Here is a 25,576-nt window from a genome sequence, read left to right as displayed (position 1 = left end):
GGCCGGCCGCGCAGTTTCCCGCGGCCCTTCGGTGCGTGGCAGCGCCGTGTCCGATTTCCGCCAGCGGCGCCGCCGTGGCTCGCCCACACTGGACAACGTGATGGACGAGGACACCAGGTACGAAGCCGTGCGCAGCAGGGACGCCCGGTTCGACGGCGAGTTCTTCTTCGCCGTCGAGACCACCGGCATCTACTGCCGGCCCAGCTGCCCGGCCGTCACCCCCAAACGCCACAACGTGCGGTTCTTCGCGACGGCCGCCGCCGCGCAGGGCGCGGGCTTCCGGGCCTGCCGGCGCTGCCGGCCGGACGCGGTGCCCGGGTCGGCCGAGTGGAATGTGCGGGCCGATGTCGTGGGCCGGGCGATGCGGCTGATCGGCGACGGGGTCGTGGACCGGGAAGGAGTCGCCGGGCTCGCCGCGCGGCTCGGGTACAGCGCGCGGCAGGTGCAGCGGCAGCTGACCGCCGAGCTCGGCGCCGGGCCCGTCGCCCTCGCCCGGGCCCAGCGGGCACACTCCGCGCGCGTGCTGATCCAGACCACCGACCTGCCCATCACGCAGATCGCGTTCGCCGCCGGATTCGCCAGTGTGCGGCAGTTCAACGACACGATCCGCGAGGTGTACGCCGCCACCCCGAGCGACCTGCGGGCCGCCGCACCCAGGGGGCGTACCGCCCGGCGGGCGGACACGCCGAGTGCCGGAATCCCGCTGCGGCTCGCCCACCGGGGGCCGTATCACGCCGGTGCCGTCTTCGACCTGCTGGCGCGCGAGGCCGTGCCCGGGATCGAGGAGGTGAGCGGGTCGCCCGGCCGGCGCACCTACCGGCGTACCCTCCGGCTGCCGTACGGCACCGGGATCGTCGCCGTCGACGAGCGGACCGGCAGCTCCGGTACCGCCACCCACCCCGGCGGCTGGCTCGACACCCGGCTGCACCTCACCGACCAGCGGGACCTCACCACCGCCGTCCAGCGGCTGCGGCGGCTGTTCGACCTCGACGCCGATCCGTACGCCGTCGACGAGCGGCTCGGCGCCGATCCGCGGCTCGCTCCGCTGGTCGCCGCGCGGCCGGGGCTGCGGTCGCCCGGCGCCGCGGACCCGGAGGAGCTGGCGGTACGGGCGCTGGTGGGGCGGTCGGCGGCGGAGGGGCTGGTACGGCGGTACGGCAAGGCCCTCGACGCGCCCTGCGGCACCCTCACCCACCTCTTCCCCGAACCGGCCGTCCTCGCCGGGGCCGAGCCCGAGGGCACCCTGGGCGCGCTCACCGCGGCCCTCGCCGACGGCGTCGTACGCCTGGACCCCGGCGCCGACCGGGACGACGCGCAGGCGGCGCTGCTCGCCCTGCCCGGCCTGGACGCCGCCACCGTCGCCGTCATCCGCACCCGCGCCCTCGGCGACCCGGACGTCGCCCCGCCCGGCGCGGACGTCCCCGACAGCTGGCGCCCCTGGCGCGCATACGCCGTACAACACCTGCGCGCAGCAGGGGAGCTGGAGTTCCCGTGAACACGCCCGTCAACACCGCCCCTGTCGCGGCCCCGACCCACTGGACCACCGTCGACAGCCCCCTCGGTGAGCTGCTCCTCACCGCCGACCCGAGCGGCACCCTCACGTCCCTCTCCGTGCCCGGGCAGAAGGGCGGACGGACCGTCCAGGACGGCTGGCGGCACGATCCGGCGCTGTTCCGGGAGGCGGAGGAGCAGCTCGCCGCGTACTTCGCCGGGGAGCTGAAGGAGTTCCGGCTGCGGTCGCGTTCCGAGGGGACGCCGTTCCGGCAGCGGGTGTGGGCGGCGCTCGACCCGCTGCCGTACGGCGCGACCACCACGTACGGCGAGATCGCCGCGCGGATCGGCGCCCCGCGCGCCGCCGTACGGGCCGTCGGTGGCGCGATCGGCGCCAACCCGCTGTTGATCCTGCGCCCCTGCCACCGGGTCGTCGGCGCCGACGGCTCGCTGACCGGCTACGCGGGCGGCCTGGACCGCAAGGTGCGGCTGCTCACGCTGGAGGGCGTGCTGCCACCGGCGGCCGACCGACCCGGCTGAGATAACCGATTGAACCGCCCGCCGTCCGCGTGATTGCGTGGGCGGCATGGTGTCGACCGATCGACTCGTGGCCTTCGCCGCCATGTCGTTCCTGCTGATCGTGGTGCCCGGGCCGAGTGTGCTCTTCGTGATCGGGCGGGCCCTGGCGCAGGGCCGCCGGGCCGCGCTGACCACGGTGGTGGGGAACACGCTGGGGGCGTACGTCCTCGTGGTCGCCGTGGCGTTCGGCATTGGGGCCGTCGTGGAGCGGTCGGCCGTCGTCTTCCTGGCGCTGAAGCTGGCGGGCGCGGCCTACCTGATCCATTTGGGGGTCCGCGCGATACGGCAGCGGCATGCGCTGCGGGCGGCGTTCGGCGGGGCGGCGGAGGTGGCCCACGGGCGGCTGCGCACGCTGGGGGAGGGGTTCGCGGTCGGGGTGACCAACCCGAAGACGATCGTGTTCTTCGCCGCGGTACTGCCCCAGTTCGTCGACCGCGCGCAGGGGCACGTCGTCGCGCAGATGCTGCTGCTCGGCCTGGTCTTCAACCTCATCGCCGTCGCCTGTGACAGCGTCTGGGGGCTGGCGGCGGCCGGTGCGCGGGACTGGTTCGCCCGTTCCCCGGGGCGGCTCGCGGCCGTCGGCGGCGTCGGCGGCCTGACCATGATCGGCCTCGGCGTGACGGTGGCGGCGACCGGCCGCAAGGACTAGACGCCCGCTCAGGTAAGCCCAAAACTCAGGTCAGCCCCAGATCACCGCGCCCAGCCACGCGCCCATGATCAGCAGGCAGGTGAACAGCTCCGTGAGCACACTGGAGCCACCGGAGCGCATCGCCGTGCGCAGGGCGGCCCTGGCCTCGCCGTGGCGGCCCAGGCGGAGGCGTTCGCAGAGGTAGACGCCGGCCATGAAACCGGGGATCGCGCCGATGACGGGGACGACGACGAAGCCGAGGAGCGCGCCGAGTCCGGCGTACACCGCCATTCGGGGGGTGGCGCCGCTCTCCTGGAGCCGGCGGGGCGGCAGGGCCCAGCGCACCACCTGCGACAGGAGCAGCGCGGCAGTGGCGCCGACCAGCACGAACCAGGCGACCGGCCGTGGATCCTGCAGCGCCCACCACAACACCGCGGCCCACACCAGCCACGACCCCGGAACACCGGGCACCAGCACTCCGCACAGGCCGAACACCATGACCAGGCCGGCCAGCAGGAGCTGCCACACTCCCATCTGCCCAGCGTGCAGGAGCCCGGGGCAGCACGCAGGCCGTCAGCGTTCCCGGGCCACCCAGCCCGCTCATAGGCGTGCCACCCCAGCTGCAACCGGGTCGTCGCCCCCGTCAGCTCCATCAGCCGCTTCACCCGCCGCTGTACGGTCCTCAGGCCCAGGCCGAGCTGTTGCAGCTCCAGCAGCCCACTCGCGTGCACCACCAGCGCGGCCGGTTCCGCGGTCGGCGAGGTGAGCGGCACCAGGGCGAGCGCGCGGTCGGCGACGACCAGCTTGGTCGGCACCCGGTCCACCACCCGCACCTCCTCGCCCCGGCCGAGCGCCGCGCCCAGTTCGGTCATGCCGTCCGGCTGGTCCAGTTCGTGCCGCCGCTGGGTGAGCAGCGCGCCCAGCGCCACACCGGGCGGGGCGGCCACCCAGCGGCCGGGCCGGGCGGACGACTGGGCGGCGAGACCGTGCCGTTCCAGGCGGCGCAGCGGAAACCGGCCACGGCGCAAAACCGCCTTGGCGCATCATCGCCGTACCGCCCGTAACCCTGCGAAGGTGGGGTCACCGGCGCTGACGGGGGCCCGGGCCTACGACGTCGCCGGGCGGTTCTCCCGTGGGGGGTGGAACCGCCCGGCGACGTCCCTGCCGTCCCGGCGACTCCCTCGCACGGCCGTGCGACGGCTCACTCCGGTGCCCCGTACGACGGCTCACCGCACGCCGTTCGAACACGGTTCGCGCCGACCGCATTTTCCGAACGCCCCGTTTTCATCCGGCCCCCGCGGTGGACAATTGGGGGCATGAGCCAGCAGGGGGGAAGGCCCACCGGTCACTCCGACGACTGGTGGGGGCAGATTTACGACGACACCACCGAGGACACGGGCCCCACGCGCACGCCCGACTCGCTGGACGACCGCTTCGCCTCGGCATCGGGGGCGGTGACCGGACCGCCGGGCACCCGGGGCGCCTTACCGACGCCGCGCAGCGGCTCACGGCCGCCGCGGGACACCGCCGACCGCCCCGTCCCCGAGCCGCGCGACGCCGGGACAGTCCCTTCCATACCCACCCCACTCCCTCCCCAGGGCCCCACCACCTCGGGCGCCGGCACCCCTGCCCCCTCCTTCGCGGAGCCACCCCCGCCGCCCCCACACTCACCGACCCGCCTGAAGCGGGTCACCGCCGCCGCCCTCCACCACGTGGGCTCCGGCCCGCCCACCTACGACCCCGAGCCCACCGCGCTCCCGCCCGCCGACCCCGACGACCTCGGCAGCCTGGTCGCCGACACCGTGCTGGACGGCGCCCACTACGGGGCCTGCACGCTGCGCGCGGCCTCCGTGCGCGGCGACTCCGCGCGGTACCGGGGCGAACCCCGCCGCGACTCGCTGCTCACCGCGCGGTTCGGCACCGGCGACGACGCCCTCGTGCTGGTCGCGATGGCCACCGGCGCCCGCGCCACCGCCGGGGCGCACCGCGCCGCCGCCGAGGTGTGCCGGTGGATCGGGCGGGCGGTCGGGCGCAGTCATGTGCGGCTCGCCGAGGACATCCGGGCCGGCCGGCGCGGCGACCTGAAGTCCGGCCTGCACCGCCTCACCGACCGCAGCCTCGGCAAGCTCCGCGCCAGCGCCGCCGAACAGGGCCTCGGGCCCGACGAGTACGCCGCCACCCTGCGCTGCCTGCTCCTGCCCGCCGACCCCGGATGCCGCACCCGCGTCTTCTTCGGCGTCGGCGCCGGCGGCCTGTTCCGGCTGCGCGACGGCGCGTGGCAGGACATCGAACCGCAGGTCGGCGAGGTCGCCGGCGAACCCGTCGTCGGCTTCGGGTCGCCGCCGGCCGAGACCCCCGACGGCGACCGCTTCACCATGGACCTCGGCATCCCGACGCCGCCCAGCCCCTACGAACCGGCCCCCGAACCGCCCCGCGAACCCTTCCGCTTCCGTGCCTCCATCGCCCGACCGGGCGACACGCTGCTGATGTGCACCGAGGGCCTGGCCGAGCCGCTGCGCGGCGAACCGGAGTTGCCCGCGCATCTGTGTGAGCGGTGGTCGGCGCCGCAGCCGCCGGGCCTCGCCGCCTTCCTCGCCGACACCCAGGCGCGGGTGAAGGGCTACGCCGACGACCGTACGGTGGCGGCTGTCTGGGAGACGTGAGGGCAGACGCTGACCGGCGTAGGGCGGCCGCCGTGCCGTACGGATTCGGCCAGTCTCGCCGGGCGCGCTACGGCGGTGGTACGGCGGTTGTCGATGACCGGCGGTCAGACGGGTTGGGCGGCTACGGCCGGATCGGCAGTCGCAGATCGGCAGTTGGGGCGATCCGGGGCGGGCCGGGCCGCGCCGGACGGGCGGGCGGCGGTCGGGTGGGGCGGCCGGGGCGGGCGCGGCCGTGGCCGAACACCTGGTCGTTGACAATTCCACATGACTGCCCCGGTGCCCATCGGGCAAGGATCCCCGTGAACGTGTTCGAGCAGGAGGGGAACCAACATCGGCACGCGGGCGGGGGACATGAAGAGGCAGGTACGAGGGGGCGGCCCCGCGGCGTTCGGGGCCTTCTCGGCAGGGACGGTGGCGGAAGAGGCCGACGGCGCCACGGACCGGGCACAGGCGCCGCAACTGAGGCGCAGACTCGGGCGGGCGGACCTGAGGGCGGTCCCGGAGGCCCGCAGAGAGCTGCGCGACCTGCTACGGCAGTGGGGACAACCCGGCCGGGCGGAGATCGCGGAACTGCTCACCAGCGAACTCGTCACCAACGCGATCGTCCACACCGACGACGACGCCGTCCTGACGGCCACCGTCGGACCCCGTGGACTGCGGGTGGAGGTACGGGACTTCGTGGCCCGCCCGCCGCGACTGCGGGTGGCGAACGCCGACGACAACACGCACGGCAGGGGGCTGGTGCTGGTGGAGTCCCTCGCGGACGCGTGGGGCGTACGGCCGCACGGGGTGGGGAAGTCGGTGTGGTTCGAACTCGGCGCGGACTCGGACGCTGACGCCGCCTGAGGCGCCGCCTGAACGGCACGGGGTGCGGCCCGTGAACGGTACGGGGTGCGGCCCGCGTCGGACCGCACCCCCGTCCCCTTCCGTGTTGCCCGGCACTAGCCGAACTGCTGCTCAAGGTCCTTCAGCTTGCGCTCAAGGGAGTCGAGACGCGGGAGGGCCATGGTGTCGTCCTCCGCGGTGAGGTCGACGGTGAGCGGCTCAGTGCCGCTGCGTACGGGCTGAAGTGAGGGCCGCGCGCGGACGGGCAGTGGCTCCGGCGTGGATATGGCAGGCTCCGCGGTGACGCGCTCGCCCTGCTCCACGGTGGGCAGCTCGACGTGCCGTCCGCCGCCCCGGCCCACGAAGCCGCGCCCGTGGCCCCGGCTGATCGCCTTGAGCTGCGCGCGCTCCAGCCGCTGCTGCTCGCGCCGCCGCAGCCGGGCCTCTTCCTTCTGCCGCTTGTCCTCGCGCACCTCGTCGACCGCCTCGTCGAGGGTGCGGACGCCTTCCAGGAGCATCAGCGACCAGGCCTTGTACGTCTCACGCGGCGCCCGCAGCCAGCGGACGATGCGGATCTGCGGCAGCGGGCGCGGAATCAGGCCCTGCTCGCGCAGCGCGGCCCGGCGGGTCTGCTTCAGGGCGCGGTCGAAGAGGACCGCCGCCGACAGGGACATGCCCGCGAAGAAGTGGGGGGCGCCGTCGTGGCCCAACCCACGAGGGGCGTGCACCCAGTTGAACCAGGCCGCCGCGCCCGCGAACGTCCACACCAGTATCCGGGAGCCGAGCGCCGCGTCGCCGTGGCTGGCCTCGCGGACCGCGAGCACGGAGCAGAACATCGCCGCGCCGTCCAGGCCGAACGGCACCAGATACTCCCAGCCGCCGGAGAGGCCGAGGTTCTGCTGGCCGAAGCCGACGAGGCCCTTGAAGGAGAGGGCCGCGGCGACCGCGGCACAGCAGAACAGCAGCACATAGGAGGCGGTGCCGTAGATGGCCTCCTTGCGTCTGCGGCGCTCCTCCATGCGCTCCCACGAGTCGTCCGCGCTCGTGTCCTTCCCCGCGGAACGCTTGCCGCGCTGGAGTACCGCAACCGCCGTCAGCATGCCCGCGAGCAGTACGGCGCACGGTAGCAGCCAGTTCAGCGATATGTCGGTCAGTCTCATCTGGGGTTTCCCTTGCATTGGGATAGGGCGTAACGCCCGCCATGGTGGCCCAAACCCGCCTGCCCTCAGGGGATTTCGGGGCAAGAGGCCGCCAATGAAGTGCAAGGGGATGCCCAGGGCGGCGTTCTGCTCGAACTGCCGCTTGAGGGGCGGGAGTTGAGTTCGAATAAGACTACCCGTACCGGTGGTTCCGCGGAAAGTTCCCGCGGCATGTGAGGAGGGTGTGAAACAGGGTAGCGTCGGTGCCGGTGTGGTCCGTGCGGGTGGGGTGGTTGTGGGGTCTGTGCTGAGGGGTGTCAACCGGCGCTGGTCGCGAGCAGTTTGGTGACGCGGTCCGCGTCGCAGGTGCGCGGGCAGGTGGCGCAGGTGTCCTCCGGGCGGAGGGTGTAGAACATGCAGCAGCTCGCCCGGTCCCGGGTGGGCAGCGTCTCGCCGTTGGGGCCCTTCAGCTCGCGGAAGGCGGCCGAGCCGGCGTACGGCTTGGTCGCGCCCGGCAGCAGCAGCTCCAGCTCGTGGCGCGCGCGGTCCTGCTCGCCGAGTAGGTGGGCGACGTACCACAGGCCCTCGACGATCTCGTCGGTCGCCATGCCCCACAGGGCGCGGCCGCGGCGGCGCATTCGAGGGCCGAAGGCGGCGAGGACCGGTTCGAGGTGCTCGGCGACCGCCGCGCGCACCTCGGCCCGCAGGGCCTCCTCGTCCGGGACCACCCTGGCGCCCGGGAGGCTCGCGGCCGGGTCGCCGGGGAGGCAGGCGAAGCCGTGCGGGCGGACCGCCAGGCGGCCCATGGCCAGGCCGGGGGCGGCGCGGTCGTACGAGACATGCGTCACGGGGTAGCGGGGGACGCGGCGGTCGAGGAACCACGGGACGGTGATCAGGAGGCAGGCCGGCCAGGCGTAGCGGTGCAGGCCGAAGCTGGCGATCACGTCGGGGCGGGCGCGCCGGCCGTAGTCGTGGACGACCTGGGCGTCGTCGTGGGCGAGGAAGGCGTCGAGGGCGGTGCTGTCTGCGGGGCCACCTGCGGTGCTGCCCGGGGTGCCGGCTGCGGCGAGGGCGGCGCTGGTGATCCATCCGGGCCCGGTGGGGAAGGGCTCGGTGGGGTGCAGTTCTGTGATGCCGAGGCTGGGGATGGCCTCCGTGAGGCGGGCGTACGCGTCTGCTGTGGCCGAGGCGGGCGCGGGCATACGGGGACCACCCAATCGGAGACGGTATCGGGCCGTTTGAAGGTAAGGCTTACCTTAGCCGAAGTGGGGTGGATTTGAACTGGGGGCTTCTGCGCCTAAGGTGCTTGACGGATGAGTAACAAGCCGCCGTAATGACGCCAAGTACTGATACGTCCGGAGGAGGACCCCTTGAAGCAGCGCGCGCAGGGCTCCGCCGAGGTGGGGGTGCCGCAGGTGCGGGTGCCGGTGCAGCCTGGGGTTGTGGAGGGGGAACGGGGGCGGGAGCGGGGCGCTGCCGCTGGAGGTGGCGGTGTCGGGGGTGCCGGTGGGGGTGTGCGGGGGGAGCACACGCACAGTGAGCCGCCGGTTCGGGCGGTGGTGCAGCGGGCGTCCGTGCGGGGGCAGATCCTTGACGCGTTGCGTGCGGCGCTGGTGAGGGGGGAGCTGCGACCGGGGGAGGTGTACTCGGCGCCGGTGCTGGCGGAGCGGTTCGGGGTGTCGGCGACGCCGGTGCGGGAGGCCATGCAGCAGCTGGCCTTGGAGGGGGCGGTCGAGGTCGTGCCCAACCGGGGGTTTCGGGTCGTTCAGCGGGATGCTCGTGAGCTGGCCGAACTGGCGGAGGTGCGGGGGCTGATCGAGGTGCCGGTCATTCTGCGGCTGGCTCGTACGGTGGCCGTGGAGCGGTGGGTGGAGTTGCGGCCGTTGGCGGAGGCGACGGTGCGGGCGGCGTCTTCCGGGTGCCGGGCGACGTATGCGGAGGCCGATCGCGCCTTTCACCGGGCTGTGCTGGGGCTTGCGGGGAACTCGCAGTTGGTGCGGATCGCCGATGATGTGCACCGGCGGGTGCAGTGGCCGTTGGTGGCGGCTTCGGGTGGGCGTGCGGAGCTGGTGGCCGATGCGGCTGAGCATGGGGCGTTGCTGGATGCGCTGGTGGTGCGGGATCTGGATGCGGTGCGGGGTGTGGTGGAGGGGCACTTCGGCGCCTGCGGTGGCCTGCTCGGCTGAGTGGGGCTTGCTGTAGCGCCTCCGGTGCGGGGTGCGTCGGGGCCGCGCCGGGGGGTGTCCGTCCTCGGAGCGGCGCGACTCGGTCTCTTGCCAACTCGCCCGTGTTGACGCGCCAACCGCTGCGGGCGGACACCCCCCGACACGGCCCCTTCCCGCCGTGGGCGACTGCGGGTACGTGGGCCCTCCCGTGCGGTCAGTCGTGCCGCTGGGGTGCGTGACGTGTGGGCTCTACGCCGTCGCCGCTCCCGGTGTCGGGGGTGCCAGTTGGGCTGCGAGCCACGTGGGGACGCCGCCCAGGAGGCGGTAGAGGCGGCGGGCCTCCTCTCGTAGGCGGGAGGCCTCCGGTTCGGGTGCTGTGTCTGCCAGGGAGGCCAGAGCGGGGGCCGTGCCGACCAGGTAGCCCAGCTCCTCGCGGATGCGGAGGGATTCCGCGAAGCCGTGGCGGGCCTCGGTCAACTCGCCTTCCCTGAGGGCCAGTCCGGCGAGGTGGCGCCAGGTGAAGGAGAGGAGGAGGGCGTTGTCGTGGGCGGTGGCGCCCGCGTGGGCGCGGCGGTAGGCGGCCAGGGCGGCCTGCGGGGAGCGGGCCAGGTTCTCGGCGAGCAGGCCTCGGCGGAAGTCCAGGAGGGGGCGGCCGGGGGCGCCGGGAGGGATCAGGGCCGCCGCCCGGCCAAGGGCCGCCCGGGCCTCGTCGGCGCGGTCGCGGACCGTGTGCAGGGTGGCCGCGTAGGCGAGTTGGCCGCGTTCGCAGGCGGCCGCTCCCCGTTCCTCGTCGGTGTGGGCCATTGCCTCGGCCGTGCGCAGGGCGTCCTCGGCGTCCTCCCAGCCCTGCTCGGTGTACAGGCAGCGTTCGACCAGCAGCGCGGCGCGTTGCAGGGCCGCCGCCGGTGTGGTCGGGGTCAGCAGGGCCGCCGCGTCGGCCCAGCAGGCCCGTGAGCGCAGCCGCCATACCGCGGTCTGGAGGGGATCGTCGTCTGCGGTCGTTCCGGTACCAGACATGGCGGTATGCGCCACGTTGCCCTCCCCGAGCACGCCATTGAGCTGTTGAGTGGTGGCCGCATTCCAGCACCAATTCGGCTGCCCGGCCAAGGGGGCGGGTGAAGGATTTCACAAAGTCGTGGGACTCCGCGGCCCGTTGGGTTTCAGCTCATGCGCAGGGCCAGGAAGAAGTCCAGCTTGTCCTCCAGGCGTGACAGGTCGCGGCTCGTCAACTGCTCGATCCGGCCCACCCGGTACCGCAGCGTGTTGACGTGCAGGTGGAGGCGCGAGGCGCAGCGGGTCCAGGAGCCGTCGCATTCGAGGAACGCTTCGAGGGTGGGGATCAGCTCGGCGCGGTGGCGGCGGTCGTAGTCGCGCAGGGGGTCCAGGAGGCGGGCGGTGAAGGCTCGGCGTACGTCGTCGGGGACGAAGGGGAGGAGCAGGACGTGGGAGGCGAGTTCCTGGTGGCCCGCCGCGCAGACGCGGCCGGGGCGGGCCGCCGCCACCCGGCGGGCGTGGCGGGCCTCCTCCAGAGCGCCGCGCAGGCCCTCCGCCGAGTGGACCGCCGCGCTGACGCCGAGCGTGACGCGGCCGTCGTCGTCCAGGCCCGAGGAGAGGGGGGTTTGGATCGAGGTGAGGAGTGCGTCCGCGAGGACGCCTGTTTCCGAGCCGTCGTGTTCCGTCGAGACGGCCGGGAGGGGGACCAGGGCGATCGCCTCGTCGCCGGTGTGGGCCACGGCGATGCGGTCGGAGGGTTCGGGGCCGGTGGCCAGTGGGTCGACCAGGATCTCCTCGAGGAGTGACTGGGCCACCGGGCCCGCCTCGATCTCGGCGTCGTCCCACTCGACGCGGGCCACGACCACCTGCCAGTGGGGTGCCGCGCCGAGGCCGGGCAGCAGGACCGGGGCGGCGACGCGCAGGCGGGCCGCGATCTCGGCGGGGGCGGCGCCCGTCTGGACGAGTTCCAGGATCTCCTGGGCCAGTCGGCGGCGGACCGTGCGGGCCGCGTCGCGGCGGTCGCGTTCGACCGCGATCAGCTGGGTGACGCCGTGCAGCAGGTCCAGGCGTTCCTCCGCCCAGTCACCGGCGTCCGCCTCCACGGCCAGCAGCCAGTCGGACAGGACCGTCTCGCGGACGTCCCGGGAGGCCTGCGGGGAGCGGCCGCTGCTGCGGATGGGGAAGAGGGAGTACGTCGTGGTGCCGAGGATCAGGCGGTGCGGGCCGCGGCGGCCCGTGCGGGCGGCCGCCAGGTGTTCGGCCGCCAGCTTCGCGCAGGCCTCGGCGGGCAGCGCCGGGCCGCCGATCTTGGGGCCGGCGATGAGGCGGCCGGTGGGGGAGAGGACCCAGGCGCGCAGGTCCAGGTCCGAGCCGAGGAGGTCGAGTACGACGTCCGGGCCGCCGCCCGCCGGGCCCGACGTCATCATGCGGCGGTGTCGGTCGACGACGGCCGCGAGGTCGCCCGCGCGCTCGCCGGAGACCTGTCGTACGACGTGCTCGGTGATCGTCGCGAAGGCCACCGACTCGTGCACCGCGAAGAGGGGCAGGCGGTGGCGGGCGCACGCCACGACCAGGTCGTCCGGTACGTCGCCCAGTTCCGCCTCACCGGCCGCGAGGGCCACCACCCCGGCCTGCACCAGGATCCGTACGAAAGGCTCGGAGTCGGCCGCGTCCCGGCGCCAGGCCAGGCCCGTCAGCACCAGCTCACCGCCGGCGAGGTAGCGGCTGGGGTCCCGCAGGTCGGTGGTCATCACGCCCCGCACGGTGCGGTCCAGCTCGTCCTCGCCGCCGAGCAGCTTGAGGCCCAGCGCGTCGGTGTCCAGCAGTGCGCGCAGCCGCATTCTCGTCGCCGCCGTTCTTTGTCTCGAAAACTACGATGGATCTTGACGGGTCCGTGGGTGAGTGGCCCGTGCGGTGGCCGGTTGAGCGGTGCTTGCCGTCTCCCGTGCTGTGTCCCAGGTCACGCGGGCTGTGCCGGACGTTTCCCCAGGAAAACCAGGAGGTTACTGATGACCTCCGTTCATACGAATCTACAAGATGACTGCCCTGGCCAGCCAACTCCTTCATGGTTTCGGTGACTGACCCCGTTGGAGGACGGCGCTGTGTACTGACGTCAATCCGCGTTAACAGCACATGAACGAGCCGGGCCCGCCGCACACGGATTGGCTCAATCTGTACGACTCACGAGACGAAGAAGAGAGCCGGTCATGGACTTCCTTCGCCCCGCCAGCTGGGAGGAGGCGCTCGCCGCGAAGGCCGAGCACCCCACCGCTGTGCCGATTGCGGGTGGCACCGATGTGATGGTCGAGATCAACTTCGACCACCGCCGGCCCGAGTACCTCATGGACCTCAACCGCATCGGCGATCTCTCCGAGTGGGAGATCGGCGAGGACTCCGTGCGGCTGGGGGCCTCCGTCCCGTACTCCAGCATCATGGAGCACCTGCGTGCCGAGCTGCCGGGCCTGGCGCTCGCCTCGCACACCGTCGCCTCCCCGCAGATCCGCAACCGCGGCGGCGTCGGCGGCAACCTCGGCACCGCCTCCCCGGCCGGTGACGCCCACCCCGCCCTCCTCGCCGCCGGCGCCGAGGTCGAGGTGGAGTCCGTACGGGGCTCCCGGCGCATCCCGATCGACGCGTTCTACACCGGCGTCAAGCGCAACGCGCTCGCGCCGGACGAGCTGATCCGCGCCGTGCACATCAAGAAGGCGGACGGGCCGCAGCAGTACTCGAAGGTCGGCACGCGCAACGCCATGGTCATCGCCGTGTGCGCCTTCGGCCTCGCGCTGCACCCGCAGACGCGGACCGTGCGGACGGGGATCGGTTCGGCCGCCCCGACGCCCGTCCGGGCCAAGGCCGCGGAGGAATTCCTGAACGCCGCCCTGGAGGAGGGCGGCTTCTGGGACAACGGAAAGATCATCACCCCGTCGGTCGCCAAGCAGTTCGCGCAGCTGTGCTCCGCCGCCTGCAACCCGATCGACGACGTCCGGGGGACGGCGAGCTACCGCCGCCACGCGGTGGGCGTCATGGCCCGCCGCACGCTGACCTGGACCTGGGAGTCGTACCGCGGCGCCCGCCGCACCACCGAGGGAGCTGCGTGATGCGCGTCAACTTCACTGTCAACGGTCGTCCGCAGGAAGCCGACGACGTCTGGGAGGGCGAGTCCCTGCTCTACGTGCTGCGCGAGCGGCTCGGGCTTCCGGGCTCCAAGAACGCCTGCGAGCAGGGCGAGTGCGGGTCGTGCACGGTTCGGCTGGACGGGGTGCCCGTCTGTTCGTGCCTGGTGGCGGCGGGTCAGGTGGAGGGTCGCGAGGTCGTCACCGTCGAAGGGCTCGCGGACTACGCCAAGCAGCGGTCCTGCGGTGACTCCTGTGGGACCTCGCTCGACGAGGCCAAGGGATGGCAGGCCAAGGGCACCGACTCGCAGACCGGCGAGGGCAGTGAGCTGTCCCCGATCCAGCAGGCGTTCATCGACGCCGGCGCCGTGCAGTGCGGCTTCTGCACGCCGGGACTGCTGGTCGCCGCCGACGAGATGCTGGAGCACAACCCGAACCCGACCGACGCGGACATCCGCGAGGCGCTGTCGGGCAACCTGTGCCGCTGCACCGGCTACGAGAAGATCATGGACGCGGTCCGCCTGGCGGCCGCCCGTCAGTCCGAGGGGGTCTGACCATGCCGGCCAACGGCGCTCCTACGAAGATCACCCAGGGCACCCGGACCAAGGGCGGCATCGGCGAGTCCACGCTCCGCCCGGACGGCACCCTGAAGGTCACCGGCGAGTTCGCGTACTCGTCCGACATGTGGCACGAGGACATGCTCTGGGGCCAGATCCTCAGATCGACGGTCGCCCACGCCGAGATCGTGTCCATCGACACGAGCGAGGCCCTCGCCCTGCCGGGCGTCTACGCGGTCATGACCTACGACGACCTGCCGACCGAGGTGAAGAACTACGGTCTGGAGATCCAGGACACCCCGGTCCTCGCGCACGGCAAGGTGCGTCACCACGGTGAGCCGGTGGCGATCGTCGCCGCAGACCACCCGGAGACCGCCCGCCGCGCGGCCGCCAAGATCAAGGTCGACTACCGGGAACTGCCGGTCATCACCGACGAGGCCTCCGCGACCGCGCCGGACGCGGTCCTCGTCCACGACAACCGCGACGACCACCACTTCGGTCACGTCCCGCACCCGAACATCGTGCACCGCCAGCCGATCGTCCGCGGCGACGTGGACGAGGCCCGCAGGCGCGCCGACGTGATCGTCGAGGGCGAGTACACCTTCGGCATGCAGGACCAGGCCTTCCTCGGCCCCGAGTCGGGTCTCGCGGTGCCGGAGGAGGACGGTGGCGTCCACCTCTACATCGCCACCCAGTGGCTGCACTCCGACCTGCGCCAGATCGCGCCCGTGCTCGGCCTGCCCGAGGAGAAGGTGCGGATGACGCTGGCCGGTGTCGGCGGCGCGTTCGGCGGTCGTGAGGACCTGTCGATGCAGATCCACGCCTGCCTGCTGGCGCTGCGCACCGGCAAGCCCGTGAAGATCGTCTACAACCGGTTCGAGTCCTTCTTCGGGCACGTCCACCGCCACCCGGCCAAGCTGTACTACGAGCACGGCGCCACCAAGGACGGCAAGCTCACGCACCTGAAGTGCCGGATCGTCCTGGACGGCGGCGCCTACGCCTCCGCCTCCCCGGCGGTCGTCGGCAACGCCGCGTCGCTGAGCGTCGGCCCGTACGTGGTCGACGACGTGGACATCGAGGCCTTCGCCCTCTACACCAACAACCCGCCCTGCGGCGCCATGCGCGGCTTCGGCGCGGTCCAGGCGTGCTTCGCCTACGAGGCGCAGATGGACAAGCTGGCGAAGAAGCTCGGCATGGACCCGGTGGAGTTCCGGCAGCTGAACGCCATGGAGCAGGGGACGATCATGCCGACCGGGCAGCCGGTCGACTCCCCGGCGCCGGTCGCCGAACTGCTGCGCCGCGTCAAGGCGATGCCGATGCCGCCGGAGCGCCAGTGGGAGAGCAGCGAGGGCGCGGACGTACGGCAGCTGCCGGGCGGCCTGTCCAACACCACGCACGGTGAAGGCGTCGTACGCGGTGTGGGCTACGCGGTCGGCATCAAGAACGTCGGCTTCTCCGAGGGCTTCGACGACTACTCGACCGCGCGCGTCCGTATGGAGGTCGTCGGCGGAGAGCCCGTGGCCACGGTCCACACGGCCATGGCGGAGGTCGGCCAGGGCGGTGTCACCGTCCACGCGCAGATCACCCGCACCGAGCTGGGCGTCGCGCAGGTGACCATCCACCCGGCCGACACCCAGGTGGGCAGCGCCGGTTCGACGTCGGCCTCGCGGCAGACGTACGTCACCGGTGGCGCCGTCAAGAACGCCTGTGAGCTGGTCCGGGAGCAGGTGCTGGAGATCGGGCGCCGCAAGTTCGGCTCCTACCACCCGGCCTGGGCGACGGCCGAGCTGCTGCTGGAGGGCGGCAAGGTCGTCACCGACGGCGGCGAGGTGCTGGCCGACCTGGTGGACGTGCTGGAGAACGAGGCCGTCGAGGTCGAGGAGGAGTGGCGGCACCGGCCGACCGAGGCCTTCGACCTGCGCACCGGCCAGGGCAACGGCCACGTCCAGTACTCCTTCGCCGCGCACCGCGCCGTCGTCGAGGTCGACACCGAGCTCGGCCTGGTCAAGGTGATCGAGCTGGCCTGCGCCCAGGACGTCGGCAAGGCGCTCAACCCGCTGTCCGTCATCGGCCAGATCCAGGGCGGTACGACCCAGGGTCTCGGTGTGGCGGTCATGGAGGAGATCGTCGTCGACCCGAAGACCGCGAAGGTGAAGAACCCCTCCTTCACGGACTATCTGATCCCCACGATCCTCGACACGCCGACCATCCCCGTCGACGTGCTCGAACTCGCCGACGACCACGCCCCCTACGGGCTGCGCGGCATCGGCGAGGCCCCCACCCTGTCGTCGACCCCGGCCGTCCTCGCGGCGATCCGGAACGCGACCGGGCTGGAGCTGAACCGGACGCCCGTACGACCGGAACACCTCACCGGCACGGCGTAAGGAACCCGCAAGTCGCTCCGGGCGGCGCACGGAACGTCACACACTCCGCGCCGCCCGGAGTAAAACCAGATCGTTCGTCTCGGGCCGTCCCCCGGGTCGTGCGGCCGAAGCACCTTCCCAAATCCCGTAGCCGCACTTGCGGTTCCCCATACGGGTGCCCCTGTGAACCTTGGGAGTAGGCCCACATGACCCAGCAGTCACTGGAGCCCACGACCACTGCCGAAGACGCGGGTGAAGGAACCCGCCTCCCCGCCGGCAGGTCGTGGCTCGACCGGTACTTCCACATATCCCACCGAGGATCCACGGTCGCGCGTGAGGTGCGCGGCGGCGTCACCACCTTCATGGCGATGGCGTACATCCTCCTGCTCAACCCCCTGATCCTGTCCGGCAAGGACGCGGCCGGGAACACGCTCGGCCAGCAGGCCCTGATCACGGCGACCGCGTTGGCGGCGGCCCTCACCACGCTGCTGATGGGTTTCGTCGGCAAGGTGCCCCTCGCGCTCGCCGCGGGCCTGTCCGTCTCCGGCGTCCTCGCCTCCCAGGTCGCTCCCCAGATGACCTGGGCCCAGGCGATGGGCATGTGCGTGATGTACGGCGTGGTCATCATGCTGCTGGTCGTCACCGGCCTGCGTGAACTGATCATGAATGCGATCCCGTTCGCGCTGAAGCACGCGATCACCATGGGCATCGGCCTGTTCGTGGCGCTGATCGGCTTCTACAAGGCCGGTTTCGTGCACCAGGGCGAGGGCACTCCCGTCACCCTTGGACCGGCGGGCGAGCTGGCCGGCTGGCCGGTGCTGCTCTTCGCCGTGACCCTCCTCGCCATCTTCATGCTCCAGGCGCGCCGCATCCCCGGCGCCATCCTGATCGGCATCGTCGGCGGCACGATCCTCGCCCTGATCCTCAACGCCCTCGACGTCATCGACCCGAAGCAGTGGGCCGGCGGCGCTCCGGAACTCAACGGGAGCGCGGTCTCGATGCCCGACTTCTCGATCTTCGGCAACGTCGAGTTCGGCGGCTGGGGCGAGGTCGGCGCGATGACCGTCGGCATGATCGTCTTCACGCTGGTGCTCGCCGGTTTCTTCGACGCGATGGCGACCATCATCGGCGTCGGCACCGAGGCCAAGCTGGCGGACGACCGGGGCCGGATGCCGGGCCTGTCCAAGGCGCTGTTCATCGACGGCGCGGGCGGCGCGATCGGCGGCGTCTCCGGCGCCTCCGGCCAGACCGTGTTCGTGGAGTCGGCGACCGGCGTCGGCGAGGGTGCCCGGACCGGCCTGTCGTCGGTGGTCACCGGGCTGTTCTTCGCGGCCTGCCTGTTCTTCACGCCGCTGACGGCGATCGTGCCGGGCGAGGTCGCGGCCGCCGCCCTGGTGGTGATCGGCGCCATGATGATGATGAACGCCCGGCACGTGGACTGGTCCGACCGCGCCACCGCGATCCCGGTCTTCCTGACCGTCGTGATCATGCCGTTCACGTACTCGATCACCGCGGGAGTCGCCGCCGGCGTCATCTCGTACGTCGCCATCAGGATCGCGCAGGGCAAGGCTCGGGAGGTCGGTGCCTTCATGTGGGCGCTGTCGGTGATCTTCGTCGTGTTCTTCGCGCTCAACCCCATCGAGAGCTGGATGGGCGTCCACTAGGCGCCCGGCTGCCCTTCACACAACCGCTGCTTAAGGAGACCGAGAGATGCTGGACATCGCCGACGAGCTGCACCGGTGGGTCGAGCAGGGACGCGACTTCGCCGTGGCCACCGTGGTGGCCGTGAGCGGCAGCGCCCCGCGCCAGCCCGGCGCCGCCCTCGCGGTGGACGCCGACGGCACGGCCATCGGCTCGGTCTCCGGCGGCTGTGTGGAGGGCGCGGTGTACGAGCTGTGCCAACAGGCGTTGCAGGACGGAGAGCCGGTCCTGGAGCGCTTCGGCTACAGCGACGACGATGCCTTCGCGGTGGGACTGACCTGCGGCGGAACCATCGACATCCTGGTCACCCCGGTCCGGGCGGGCGACCCCGGCCGGCCGGTGGTGGCGTCCGCGGTGGCCGCCGCGTCCCGGCGCGAGCCCGCCGCGGTGGCCCGGATCGTCTCCGGCCCGGCCGAACTGACGAACGGCGGCGCGCTGCTGGTCCGCCCCGACGGGTCGTACGACGGCGGCTTCGGCGCCCATCCCGAACTGGACCGCACCGTCGCGGCCGAGGCGGGCGCCTTCCTGGACGCAGGCCGCACCGGCACCCTGGAGATCGGAGAGCAGGGCTCCCGGTGCGGAGCGCCGCTCACAGTGCTGGTCGAGTCGTCGGTCCCCGCCCCCCGCCTGATCGTCTTCGGCGCGATCGACTTCGCGTCGGCACTGGTCCGCGTCGGCACGTTCCTCGGCTACCACGTCACGGTGTGCGACGCCCGCCCCGTCTTCGCGACGCGGGCCCGCTTCCCCGAGGCCGACGAGATCGTCGTCGAGTGGCCCCACGAGTACCTGGAGCGCACCGACGTCGACGCCCGCACGGTCCTGTGCGTGCTCACCCACGACGCCAAGTTCGACGTACCCCTGCTGAAGCTGGCGCTGCGGCTGCCGGTGGCGTACGTCGGCGCCATGGGCTCCCGCCACACCCACCTCGACCGCAACCGGCGGCTGCGCGAGGTCGGCGTCACCGACCTGGAGCTGGCCCGCCTGCGCTCGCCCATCGGCCTGGACCTGGGCGCCCGTACGCCGGAGGAGACGGCGCTGTCCATCGCCGCCGAGATCGTGGCCAACCGGCGGGGCGGCAGCGGGGCTTCGCTGACCGGTGCGCACACCCCGATCCACCACGACACGCCGTCGGCACCGGCGGGGCGGATCGGGTCGGTGGCCTGAACCGGGCTCCTCGGGGGGAGCCGGGTCACCGTCCCCGGAGGAGGCGGTTCGCCGCCCGGCCGAACACCAAGCGGGCCGCGCGTTCCAGGGCGCCGTCGAGGAAGGGCGGCAGCAGGCGTACGCGGAGTTCCTCGTGCCAGACCACATGGGCACGGCCGCCCGGACCCGGGCGGACCTCGATCTCCGCCCAGCCGCGCACGACCCGGCCGCGCTTCTCCAGACGGCACCGGCCGGGGGCGTCGTCGGTCGGCGGCCGCCAGACGGTGACCTCCATCCGGTCGTCGAAGGCCAGCGGACCGAGGCCGGAGCGGGCCACGAACACCGTGCCCTCGTGGGTCGGCGCGGGGGTGAGCACGGTGACGCGGGTCAGCGGGACGACGTCACCGTGCCGGGGCCAGTCCGTGAGCCGGCGCCAGGCCTCGGGCGGGGGGAGGGGAGCCGTGCGTTCGAGGAGGAAGGTGGCCACGGGGCGATCTTAGGGGCGCACTACCTGTAGACCTCGCCAGGTTCCGCCTTCCCCGGTGCCAGCAGCTGAGGGACCGTCACGAACACGTACCCGCGCTCCTTCAGCGCGTCGATGATGCCGGGCACGGCAGGCACGGTCCCCTGGTAGATGTCGTGCAGCAGGATGATGCCGTCCCGGCCAGCCTGGTCGAGGACGCGCTGCCGGATCAGTGCGGAGTCGTTGGTCGTGTAGTCCTTGGCGGTGACGCTCCACAGGACCTCGGCGAGACCGAGTTCGCGGCAGATCTCGTGCACGGTGTCGTTCGTACGGCCCTGGGGCGGGCGCATGAGGGTGGGGCGACGGCCCGTGAGGCGCTCGATCTCCTCGTTGGGGCGCTGGAGTTCCTCGCGGATCTCGTCCGGCTCCAGCCGGGTGAGGATCTTGTGGTCCCAGGTGTGGCTGGCTATCTCGTGGCCCTCGTCGGCCATCCGCCGGACCAGCTCCGGGTACTTCTCGATGTGCCGCTTGCCGAGCAGGAAGAAGGTCGCCGGGACCTGCTTCTCCTTCAGGATGTCGAGCAGGCGCGGGGAGTTCTCGCTGGGTCCCGCGTCGAAGGTGAGCGCGATGCTCCCCCGTAGCCCTTCGGGCACGGGGGCACCCCCACTCGCTCCGACTTCGCTCCGCTCACGCGCCGGCAGGCGACGCTGCCGAGGGCGGCGGCCTTCTCGCCGGACGCGGCCTGGGCGCGGACCGCGCTGGGGGCGGTGGTGTCGAGGCTTGTGCAGCCGGTCAGGGCGAGTGGCAGGGAGAGGGCCGCCAGCGAGGTCGCGGCGGCACGGAACGCGGTGCGCCGTCCTTCCGTCTTCTTGGACGGCTTGGACGGCTTGGATGACTTGATCGGCGAGGGCGTTGTGGTTCTGCGCCGGAGTCCTGGTCGGAGAGGCATGCGGAGACTATACACTGCGTGTATAGATGGGGTTTATAGTGGTCCTGTGGGCTTCCCGAGGGTTTGAGGCGGCCGCACTCTGGCACCCGGGCACACATGACCACCGCCTACGCCGTGGTGATCCCCACGCTCGTCGGTGACACCCTCGCCGACTGCCTCGCCGCGCTGGCCGCCGCGACCGGCCCCCAGCCGAGCGAGATCGTCCTGGTCGACGACCGGCCCGTCCCGGATCCGGGCCCGCTGGAGCACCCTCTGAGCGTCCTCGGCGATCTGCGGGACCGTACGACCGTGCTGCACGGCGGCGGCCGCGGACCCGCCGCCGCCCGCAACACCGGTCTGCGCGCGGTCGCCTCGCCCTGGGTCGCCTTCCTCGACGACGACGTGCAGGTCGGCCCGCACTGGTGCGAGCAGCTCACCCAGGACCTGGCCGCCGCGAGCCCCGACACGGCGGGCGTGCAGGGCGTGATCGCCGTACCGCTGCCCGGGCGCCGCCGCCCCACCGACTGGGAGCGCGAGACGGTGGCCCGCGCGCGGGCCCGCTGGGGCACCGTCGACATGGCCTACCGCACCGACGCCCTCAAGCAGGTCCGCGGCTTCGACGAACGCTTCCTGTGCGCCCACCGGGAGGACGTCGATCTGGCCCTGCGGCTGCTCGACGCCGGGTGGGGTATCCGGCAGGGGCGGCGCACCACACGGCACCCCGTGCACCCCGTGGGCCGCTGGGCCTCGGTGACCGCCCAGCGCGGGCATGCCGACGACGCGCTCATGCTGCGGTTGCACGGCGCCGGGTGGTGGTCCAAGGCGGCCGGGCCGCGCGGTCGTATCCGCGTCCACCTCGCGGTGACGGCGGCGGGCGCGACGGCGTGCGTGCTCGCGGGGGCCGGGCGTCGTACGGCCGCCGCCGTCGCCGCGTCGGTCTGGGCGGCGGGCACCGCCGAGTTCGCCTGGGCGCGCATCGCACCGGGACCGCGCACCCGGGACGAGGTGACCACCCTGCTGGTGACCAGCGTGCTCATTCCGCCGACGGCCACCTGGCACTGGCTGAGCGGCCTGTGGCGACACCGGGACGCGCCCGCGTGGCGGGAGGTGGGGCTGTGAGCCGGGGCGCCGGTCCGGCCGGAGGTGGTGTCGTGACTCGGAGCCGCGCCGGTCCGGCCGGACGTGGCGTCGTGGCCCGATCCGCATCGGCCGGGCGGGAGGTGGCGCCATGAGCCGGATCCGTGCCGTGCTCCTCGACCGCGACGGCATCCTCGTCGAGGACGTCCCCGGCAACGCCGATCCCGACCGCGTCCGCCCCGTCGCCGGTGCCTACGCGGCGCTCGCGCTGCTGCGCTTCTACCGTGTGCGCACCGGCTTCCTCACCCACCAGCCCGGCGTCTCCCAGGGGCGGCTCACCGAGGCCGACGTGCGCCGGGTCGACGCCCGCGTCGAGGAGCTCCTCGGCCCGTTCGACGTACGCGGCGTGTGCCCGCACGCCCCCGCCGACGGCTGCCACTGCCGCCCACCCGAGCCGGGCCTGATCCTCTGGGCCGCCGGACGCCTGTGCACGGCCCCCGCCGACTGCGCCGTGATCGGCGACACCGACGCGCACATGGAGGCCGCCCGCCGGGCAGGCGCCCACGGCATCCTCGTCACGACCGCCCGCCCCCAGGCAACCACCGCGCACACCGCCGGCGACCTGGGCACGGCCGTACGGTCGCTGCTCACCTCCCGGCTCACACACGTCGTTCCCGGCCCCCCGTGACCCCCAGCGCCGCCGTCAGTGCCTCCGCGCCGTCCCGTACGCCGGTGCCGTCGCGGAAGCGGTCCCGAGTTCGCCGGGCGGCGCCGCGGCCGGTGGTCAGGCACCACTGCCACCACCGTTCCAGTTCACCCACGTCGAGCCGTTCGGCCGCGATCAGCGCGGGCCAGCCGCACGCGCGCGCCTGCGCGGTCACCTTCGCGCCGCCCGTGACCGGGTCGACGGCCAGCGCCGGAGTGCCCGCCCGCAACGCCAGGACCAGCCCGTGCAGTCGGTCCGTGACGACGAGGTCGAGGCGGTCCAGCACCGACGACAGCTGGGCGGGCGTCGTGCTCAGCCGCCAGTCGTGCGCGTCGAGCCGGGTCTCCAGCTCCAGCCGCGCACAGTCCTTCCCGGCCAGCCACCGGGTGACGGCGCCGGCGACCTCCGCGTGCCGCCGCCGCCCCCCGTACTCGTGCTGACCGTGGGTGAGGATCACCCCGACCACCGGCCGGGCCGGGACGGCGGGCGCGCGGGCCGACAGGTCCACCAGCGGCTCGGTCCCCGGGGCGTCCCGCGCCAGCACCTCGTGGAAACCGGCGACAGCCGGACCCGCGGGATCGACGACGGAGGTGCCGACGGCGATCCGCACACAGTGCGCGAACCGCCGGTGCAACTCCTCGACCTGCGGCCCGTGCACCGGCCCGCACACGAACACCAGATGGGAGTACGCCTCCGCCCGCACCCCCTCCAGGTGCAGCGCCCCCGGCCGGAACCCCGGGCTCCAGGCGACGTCGTACGCCAGCCCGGCCCGCTCCAGCACGTCCGCCACCCGCCGCAGGGCCAGCACGTCCCCGGCGGTCGCCTCCCCGTCCCGGAAGCTGAACCACCCCGTGAGCAGGATCCGCCGCGGTTCCTCCATGGTGCCCACGGGTGCCCTGCGCCCCCGGCGGCCAATCGCCGTACCGCCTACAAGGCGCGCGCCACGAGGAGGGCGACGTCGTCGTGGTCTTCCGGGTGACGCAGGCCGTACAGCAGCAGGTCGCAGGTCTCTTCGAGCGGCCGGTGGGGTTCGTCGAGGAAGGTGAGAAGGGTGTTCAGGCGGTCGTCGATGGGGTGGTGGCGGGTCTCGACGAGGCCGTCGGTGTAGAGGACCAGCAGGTCGCCGGGGGCCAGCTCGACCGTGCTCGGCTCGAAGGGGATGCCGCCGATGCCGAGCGGGGCTCCCGTGGGCAGGTCGAGCAGTTCGGGTGCCTGTCCGGGGCGGGCCAGCGCGGGCGGCATGTGGCCCGCGTTGGCGATGCGGCACAGTCTGGTGCGCGGGTCGTACACGGCGTACACGCACGTGACGATGTAGTGCTCCAGATCGCAGGTGATCTTGTCGAGGTGCTGGAGCACGGCACCGGGTTCGAGGTCGAGGTCCGCGTAGGCGACGGTCGCCGTGCGCAGCCGGCCCATGGTGGCGGCGGCGTCGATCCCGTTGCCCATGACGTCACCGACGACCAGGGCGGTCTTGTCGTCGGTCAGGCCGATCACGTCGTACCAGTCGCCGCCGACCTCGCTGGTGGCCTGCGCGGGCTGGTAGCGGGAGGCGAGCTCCAGGCCGGTGTGGTGCGGCGGGTGGTCGGGCAGCAGGCTGCGCTGCAGGGTCAGGGAGGTGTTGCGCACGCTCTGGAACCAGCGCGCGTTGTCGATGGCCACGGCCGCACGGCTGGCCAGCTCACTGGCCAGCACGACGTCGTCCTGGTCGAACGGCAGCGGGTTGCGGGTGCGCTTGAGGTCGAGCGCGCCGAGCACCTCGCCGTGCGCGATCAGCGGCACGGCGAGATACGAGTGGATACCGGCCTGCGCCAGCAGCGCGCCGGCCTCGTCGTCCCGGGCGATCCGCGGCAGATCGTGTTCGCCGACATGCCGTACCAGAACCGGCCGGCCGGTGTGCACGCACAGCGTGACCAGGCGGTCGCCCTCGTAGGCGGCGACATCCCCGGGCGCGTCGGCGGCGCGCAGCGCCACCGTCGGGTGAGCCGCCTTGAGGGCGAGGGCGCGGAACAGCTCGGGTCCGTTGTCCGGCCGGCGGGTACTGCGGCAGGCCAGCGCGGAGTCCAGGACGTCCACGGCGACCACGTCGGCCAGCTCGGAGGCGGCGATGTCGGCCAGTTCGCGGGCTGTCTGCTCCACCTCCAGCGTGGTCCCGACCCGGGTTGAGGCGTCGGCGATGAGGGCGAGGCGCCGCCGGGCCCGGTCGGCCTCGGCGGCCGCGCGGTGCCGTTCGGTGACGTCGACGACGGAGGTGGCCGCGCCCAGGACCCGCCCGCCGGGGTCCTCCAGCCGGTAGAACGACAGGGACCAGGCGTGCTCGTGCTCGGGGTCGGTCGGCGGGCGGCCCACGTGGTACTGGTCGAGCAGCGGAGTGCCGGTGGTGAGCACCTGACGCAGGCAGGACTCGATGGTGTCGATGTCGGGCAGATGCAGGGTCTCCCGCAGATGCCGGCCGATGTGGTCCTCGGCGGGCACCCCGTCGATCCGCTCCAGCGCCGGGTTGACCAGCAGGTAGCGCAGGTCGGGGTCCATGAGGGCCAGGCCGATCGGGGACTGGTTGATGAGCCGCTCGCAGAGGGCGAGGTCGGTCTCGACACGCTGGAGCAGGTTGTGATCGGCGGCGAGGCCCAAAGCGTAGACATCACCGAGGTCGTCCAGCAGCCGCATGTTGCGGAACTCCGTCAGGCGGGTGCTGCCGTCCTTGAGCCGGATCGGGAAGGTGCCGGCCCAGCTCCGGCCGGTCTCCAGCACCTCCGTGAACAGTTTGATCACGGCCGGCAGGTTCTCGGGGTGGACGAACAGCCGCGCCGCGTACGTGCCCAGCGCATCCTCCGCGGTGTAGCCGAACAGCTCCTGGGCCTGCGGGGTCCAGAACACGATGCGCCCGTCGGCGTCAACCACCACCGCGGCCACGCTCAGCACGTCCAGCAGGCCGGTCGGTCGGGGCGTCTCGGCGTCGTAGTCGTCCCCGTCTGGCTGGAAGGATTCGGCTGTCATCCCTGATCCTCCTCCTCCACCGGCCGGCGGAAGTGACGACGTGCTCTT

At 73.0% G+C, this 25,576-nt stretch carries 21 protein-coding genes and 2 pseudogenes; 13 read left to right on the top strand and 10 right to left on the bottom strand.

What is annotated here, in order from left to right; genetic code table 11:
- The first annotated feature begins 100 nt into the window (after positions 1-100).
- Genes HJD23_RS07935 through HJD23_RS07925 form a run of 3 tightly spaced genes read left to right on the top strand, consistent with a single transcriptional unit; the run spans position 101 to position 2,719 of the window.
- The gene (locus HJD23_RS07935; RefSeq protein ID WP_171111737.1) at positions 101-1,495 is read left to right on the top strand and encodes an AlkA N-terminal domain-containing protein; all 1,395 of its coding nucleotides are present in this window, start codon (positions 101-103) and stop codon (positions 1,493-1,495) included.
- Positions 1,492-2,031, top strand: coding sequence for a methylated-DNA--[protein]-cysteine S-methyltransferase (locus HJD23_RS07930; RefSeq protein ID WP_171110339.1), 540 nt, complete (start codon positions 1,492-1,494; stop codon positions 2,029-2,031). The genes HJD23_RS07935 and HJD23_RS07930 overlap by 4 nt, the downstream gene beginning before the upstream one ends.
- Positions 2,032-2,077: 46 nt before the next feature.
- Positions 2,078-2,719, top strand: a complete 642-nt coding sequence (locus tag HJD23_RS07925; protein WP_171110338.1) for a LysE family translocator — start codon at positions 2,078-2,080, stop codon at positions 2,717-2,719.
- A 30-nt stretch (positions 2,720-2,749) separates the two neighbouring features.
- Here HJD23_RS07925 and HJD23_RS07920 read toward each other — a convergent pair whose 3' ends face one another.
- Both HJD23_RS07920 and HJD23_RS43600 read right to left on the bottom strand, forming a co-directional pair.
- Complete coding sequence (locus HJD23_RS07920; RefSeq protein WP_171110337.1) at positions 2,750-3,232, bottom strand: DUF456 domain-containing protein; 483 nt, start codon at positions 3,230-3,232, stop codon at positions 2,750-2,752.
- 53 nt (positions 3,233-3,285) lie between these two features.
- Positions 3,286-3,705 (bottom strand): annotated as a pseudogene (locus tag HJD23_RS43600) (hypothetical protein); the annotation flags it as partial.
- Between the two features lie 309 nt (positions 3,706-4,014).
- Between HJD23_RS43600 and HJD23_RS07910 the strand changes: the two are divergent.
- Positions 4,015-5,361, top strand: a complete 1,347-nt coding sequence (locus tag HJD23_RS07910) for a protein phosphatase 2C domain-containing protein (protein WP_171110335.1) — start codon at positions 4,015-4,017, stop codon at positions 5,359-5,361.
- A gap of 351 nt (positions 5,362-5,712) precedes the next feature.
- Positions 5,713-6,207, top strand: coding sequence for an ATP-binding protein (locus HJD23_RS07905; RefSeq protein ID WP_171110334.1), 495 nt, complete (start codon positions 5,713-5,715; stop codon positions 6,205-6,207).
- Positions 6,208-6,302: 95 nt separating this feature from the next.
- On the opposite strand, the gene HJD23_RS07900 is transcribed toward HJD23_RS07905, so the two are convergent.
- Complete coding sequence (locus HJD23_RS07900) at positions 6,303-7,346, bottom strand: DUF2637 domain-containing protein (protein WP_171110333.1); 1,044 nt, start codon at positions 7,344-7,346, stop codon at positions 6,303-6,305.
- A gap of 296 nt (positions 7,347-7,642) precedes the next feature.
- Complete coding sequence (locus tag HJD23_RS07895) at positions 7,643-8,527, bottom strand: (2Fe-2S)-binding protein (RefSeq protein ID WP_171110332.1); 885 nt, start codon at positions 8,525-8,527, stop codon at positions 7,643-7,645.
- A gap of 168 nt (positions 8,528-8,695) precedes the next feature.
- Between HJD23_RS07895 and HJD23_RS07890 the strand changes: the two genes are divergently transcribed.
- Positions 8,696-9,511, top strand: a complete 816-nt coding sequence (locus HJD23_RS07890) for a GntR family transcriptional regulator (protein WP_171110331.1) — start codon at positions 8,696-8,698, stop codon at positions 9,509-9,511.
- A gap of 228 nt (positions 9,512-9,739) precedes the next feature.
- On the opposite strand, the gene HJD23_RS07885 is transcribed toward HJD23_RS07890, so the two are convergent.
- Together HJD23_RS07885 and HJD23_RS07880 are read right to left on the bottom strand one after the other, a co-directional pair.
- Positions 9,740-10,507 carry a hypothetical protein gene (locus tag HJD23_RS07885; RefSeq protein WP_171110330.1) on the bottom strand — a complete coding sequence of 256 codons (768 nt, stop codon included), beginning with the start codon at positions 10,505-10,507 and terminating at the stop codon, positions 9,740-9,742.
- 143 nt (positions 10,508-10,650) lie between these two features.
- Positions 10,651-12,324 (bottom strand): PucR family transcriptional regulator ligand-binding domain-containing protein, encoded by a 1,674-nt coding sequence (locus HJD23_RS07880; RefSeq protein WP_171110329.1) that lies wholly within the window; start codon positions 12,322-12,324, stop codon positions 10,651-10,653.
- Positions 12,325-12,690: 366 nt separating this feature from the next.
- Here HJD23_RS07880 and HJD23_RS07875 point away from each other — a divergent pair, with 366 nt between their 5' ends.
- The 5 genes from HJD23_RS07875 to HJD23_RS07855 all read left to right on the top strand — a co-directional run bounded on the left by HJD23_RS07875 (position 12,691) and on the right by HJD23_RS07855 (position 19,381).
- On the top strand, positions 12,691-13,581 hold the full coding sequence (locus HJD23_RS07875) for a xanthine dehydrogenase family protein subunit M (protein ID WP_171110328.1): 891 nt from the start codon (positions 12,691-12,693) through the stop codon (positions 13,579-13,581).
- Entirely contained in the window at positions 13,581-14,150 is a 570-nt protein-coding gene (locus HJD23_RS07870; protein ID WP_171110327.1) for a (2Fe-2S)-binding protein, read from the top strand. Before HJD23_RS07875 ends, HJD23_RS07870 begins: the two co-directional genes overlap by 1 nt.
- Positions 14,151-14,152: 2 nt before the next feature.
- Positions 14,153-16,537 carry a molybdopterin cofactor-binding domain-containing protein gene (locus HJD23_RS07865; RefSeq protein WP_171110326.1) on the top strand — a complete coding sequence of 795 codons (2,385 nt, stop codon included), beginning with the start codon at positions 14,153-14,155 and terminating at the stop codon, positions 16,535-16,537.
- A gap of 185 nt (positions 16,538-16,722) precedes the next feature.
- Positions 16,723-18,180, top strand: a complete 1,458-nt coding sequence (locus tag HJD23_RS07860; protein WP_171110325.1) for an NCS2 family permease — start codon at positions 16,723-16,725, stop codon at positions 18,178-18,180.
- Positions 18,181-18,226: 46 nt separating this feature from the next.
- The gene (locus HJD23_RS07855; RefSeq protein WP_171110324.1) at positions 18,227-19,381 is read left to right on the top strand and encodes an XdhC/CoxI family protein; all 1,155 of its coding nucleotides are present in this window, start codon (positions 18,227-18,229) and stop codon (positions 19,379-19,381) included.
- A gap of 25 nt (positions 19,382-19,406) precedes the next feature.
- On the opposite strand, the gene HJD23_RS07850 is transcribed toward HJD23_RS07855, so the two are convergent.
- A complete protein-coding gene (locus HJD23_RS07850; RefSeq protein WP_171110323.1) occupies positions 19,407-19,847 on the bottom strand; it encodes an SRPBCC family protein in 441 nt (146 codons plus the stop codon).
- 20 nt (positions 19,848-19,867) lie between these two features.
- Positions 19,868-20,646: pseudogene (locus HJD23_RS07845) on the bottom strand (polysaccharide deacetylase family protein).
- 222 nt (positions 20,647-20,868) lie between these two features.
- Here HJD23_RS07845 and HJD23_RS07840 point away from each other — a divergent pair.
- Both HJD23_RS07840 and HJD23_RS07835 read left to right on the top strand, forming a co-directional pair.
- A complete protein-coding gene (locus tag HJD23_RS07840; protein WP_171110322.1) occupies positions 20,869-21,870 on the top strand; it encodes a glycosyltransferase in 1,002 nt (333 codons plus the stop codon).
- Between the two features lie 109 nt (positions 21,871-21,979).
- Complete coding sequence (locus HJD23_RS07835) at positions 21,980-22,516, top strand: HAD-IIIA family hydrolase (RefSeq protein ID WP_171110321.1); 537 nt, start codon at positions 21,980-21,982, stop codon at positions 22,514-22,516.
- Here HJD23_RS07835 and HJD23_RS07830 read toward each other — a convergent pair.
- Positions 22,488-23,414, bottom strand: a complete 927-nt coding sequence (locus HJD23_RS07830; RefSeq protein ID WP_171110320.1) for a polysaccharide pyruvyl transferase family protein — start codon at positions 23,412-23,414, stop codon at positions 22,488-22,490. The genes HJD23_RS07835 and HJD23_RS07830 overlap by 29 nt on opposite strands.
- Positions 23,415-23,461: 47 nt before the next feature.
- Positions 23,462-25,528 carry a SpoIIE family protein phosphatase gene (locus HJD23_RS07825; protein WP_171110319.1) on the bottom strand — a complete coding sequence of 689 codons (2,067 nt, stop codon included), beginning with the start codon at positions 25,526-25,528 and terminating at the stop codon, positions 23,462-23,464.
- Positions 25,529-25,576: the final 48 nt, after the last annotated feature.

Source organism: Streptomyces sp. Z423-1, from assembly GCF_013009255.1.
Lineage (GTDB): Bacteria > Actinomycetota > Actinomycetes > Streptomycetales > Streptomycetaceae > Streptomyces > Streptomyces gossypiisoli.
This window is presented reverse-complemented; position numbering and strand designations above follow the sequence as displayed.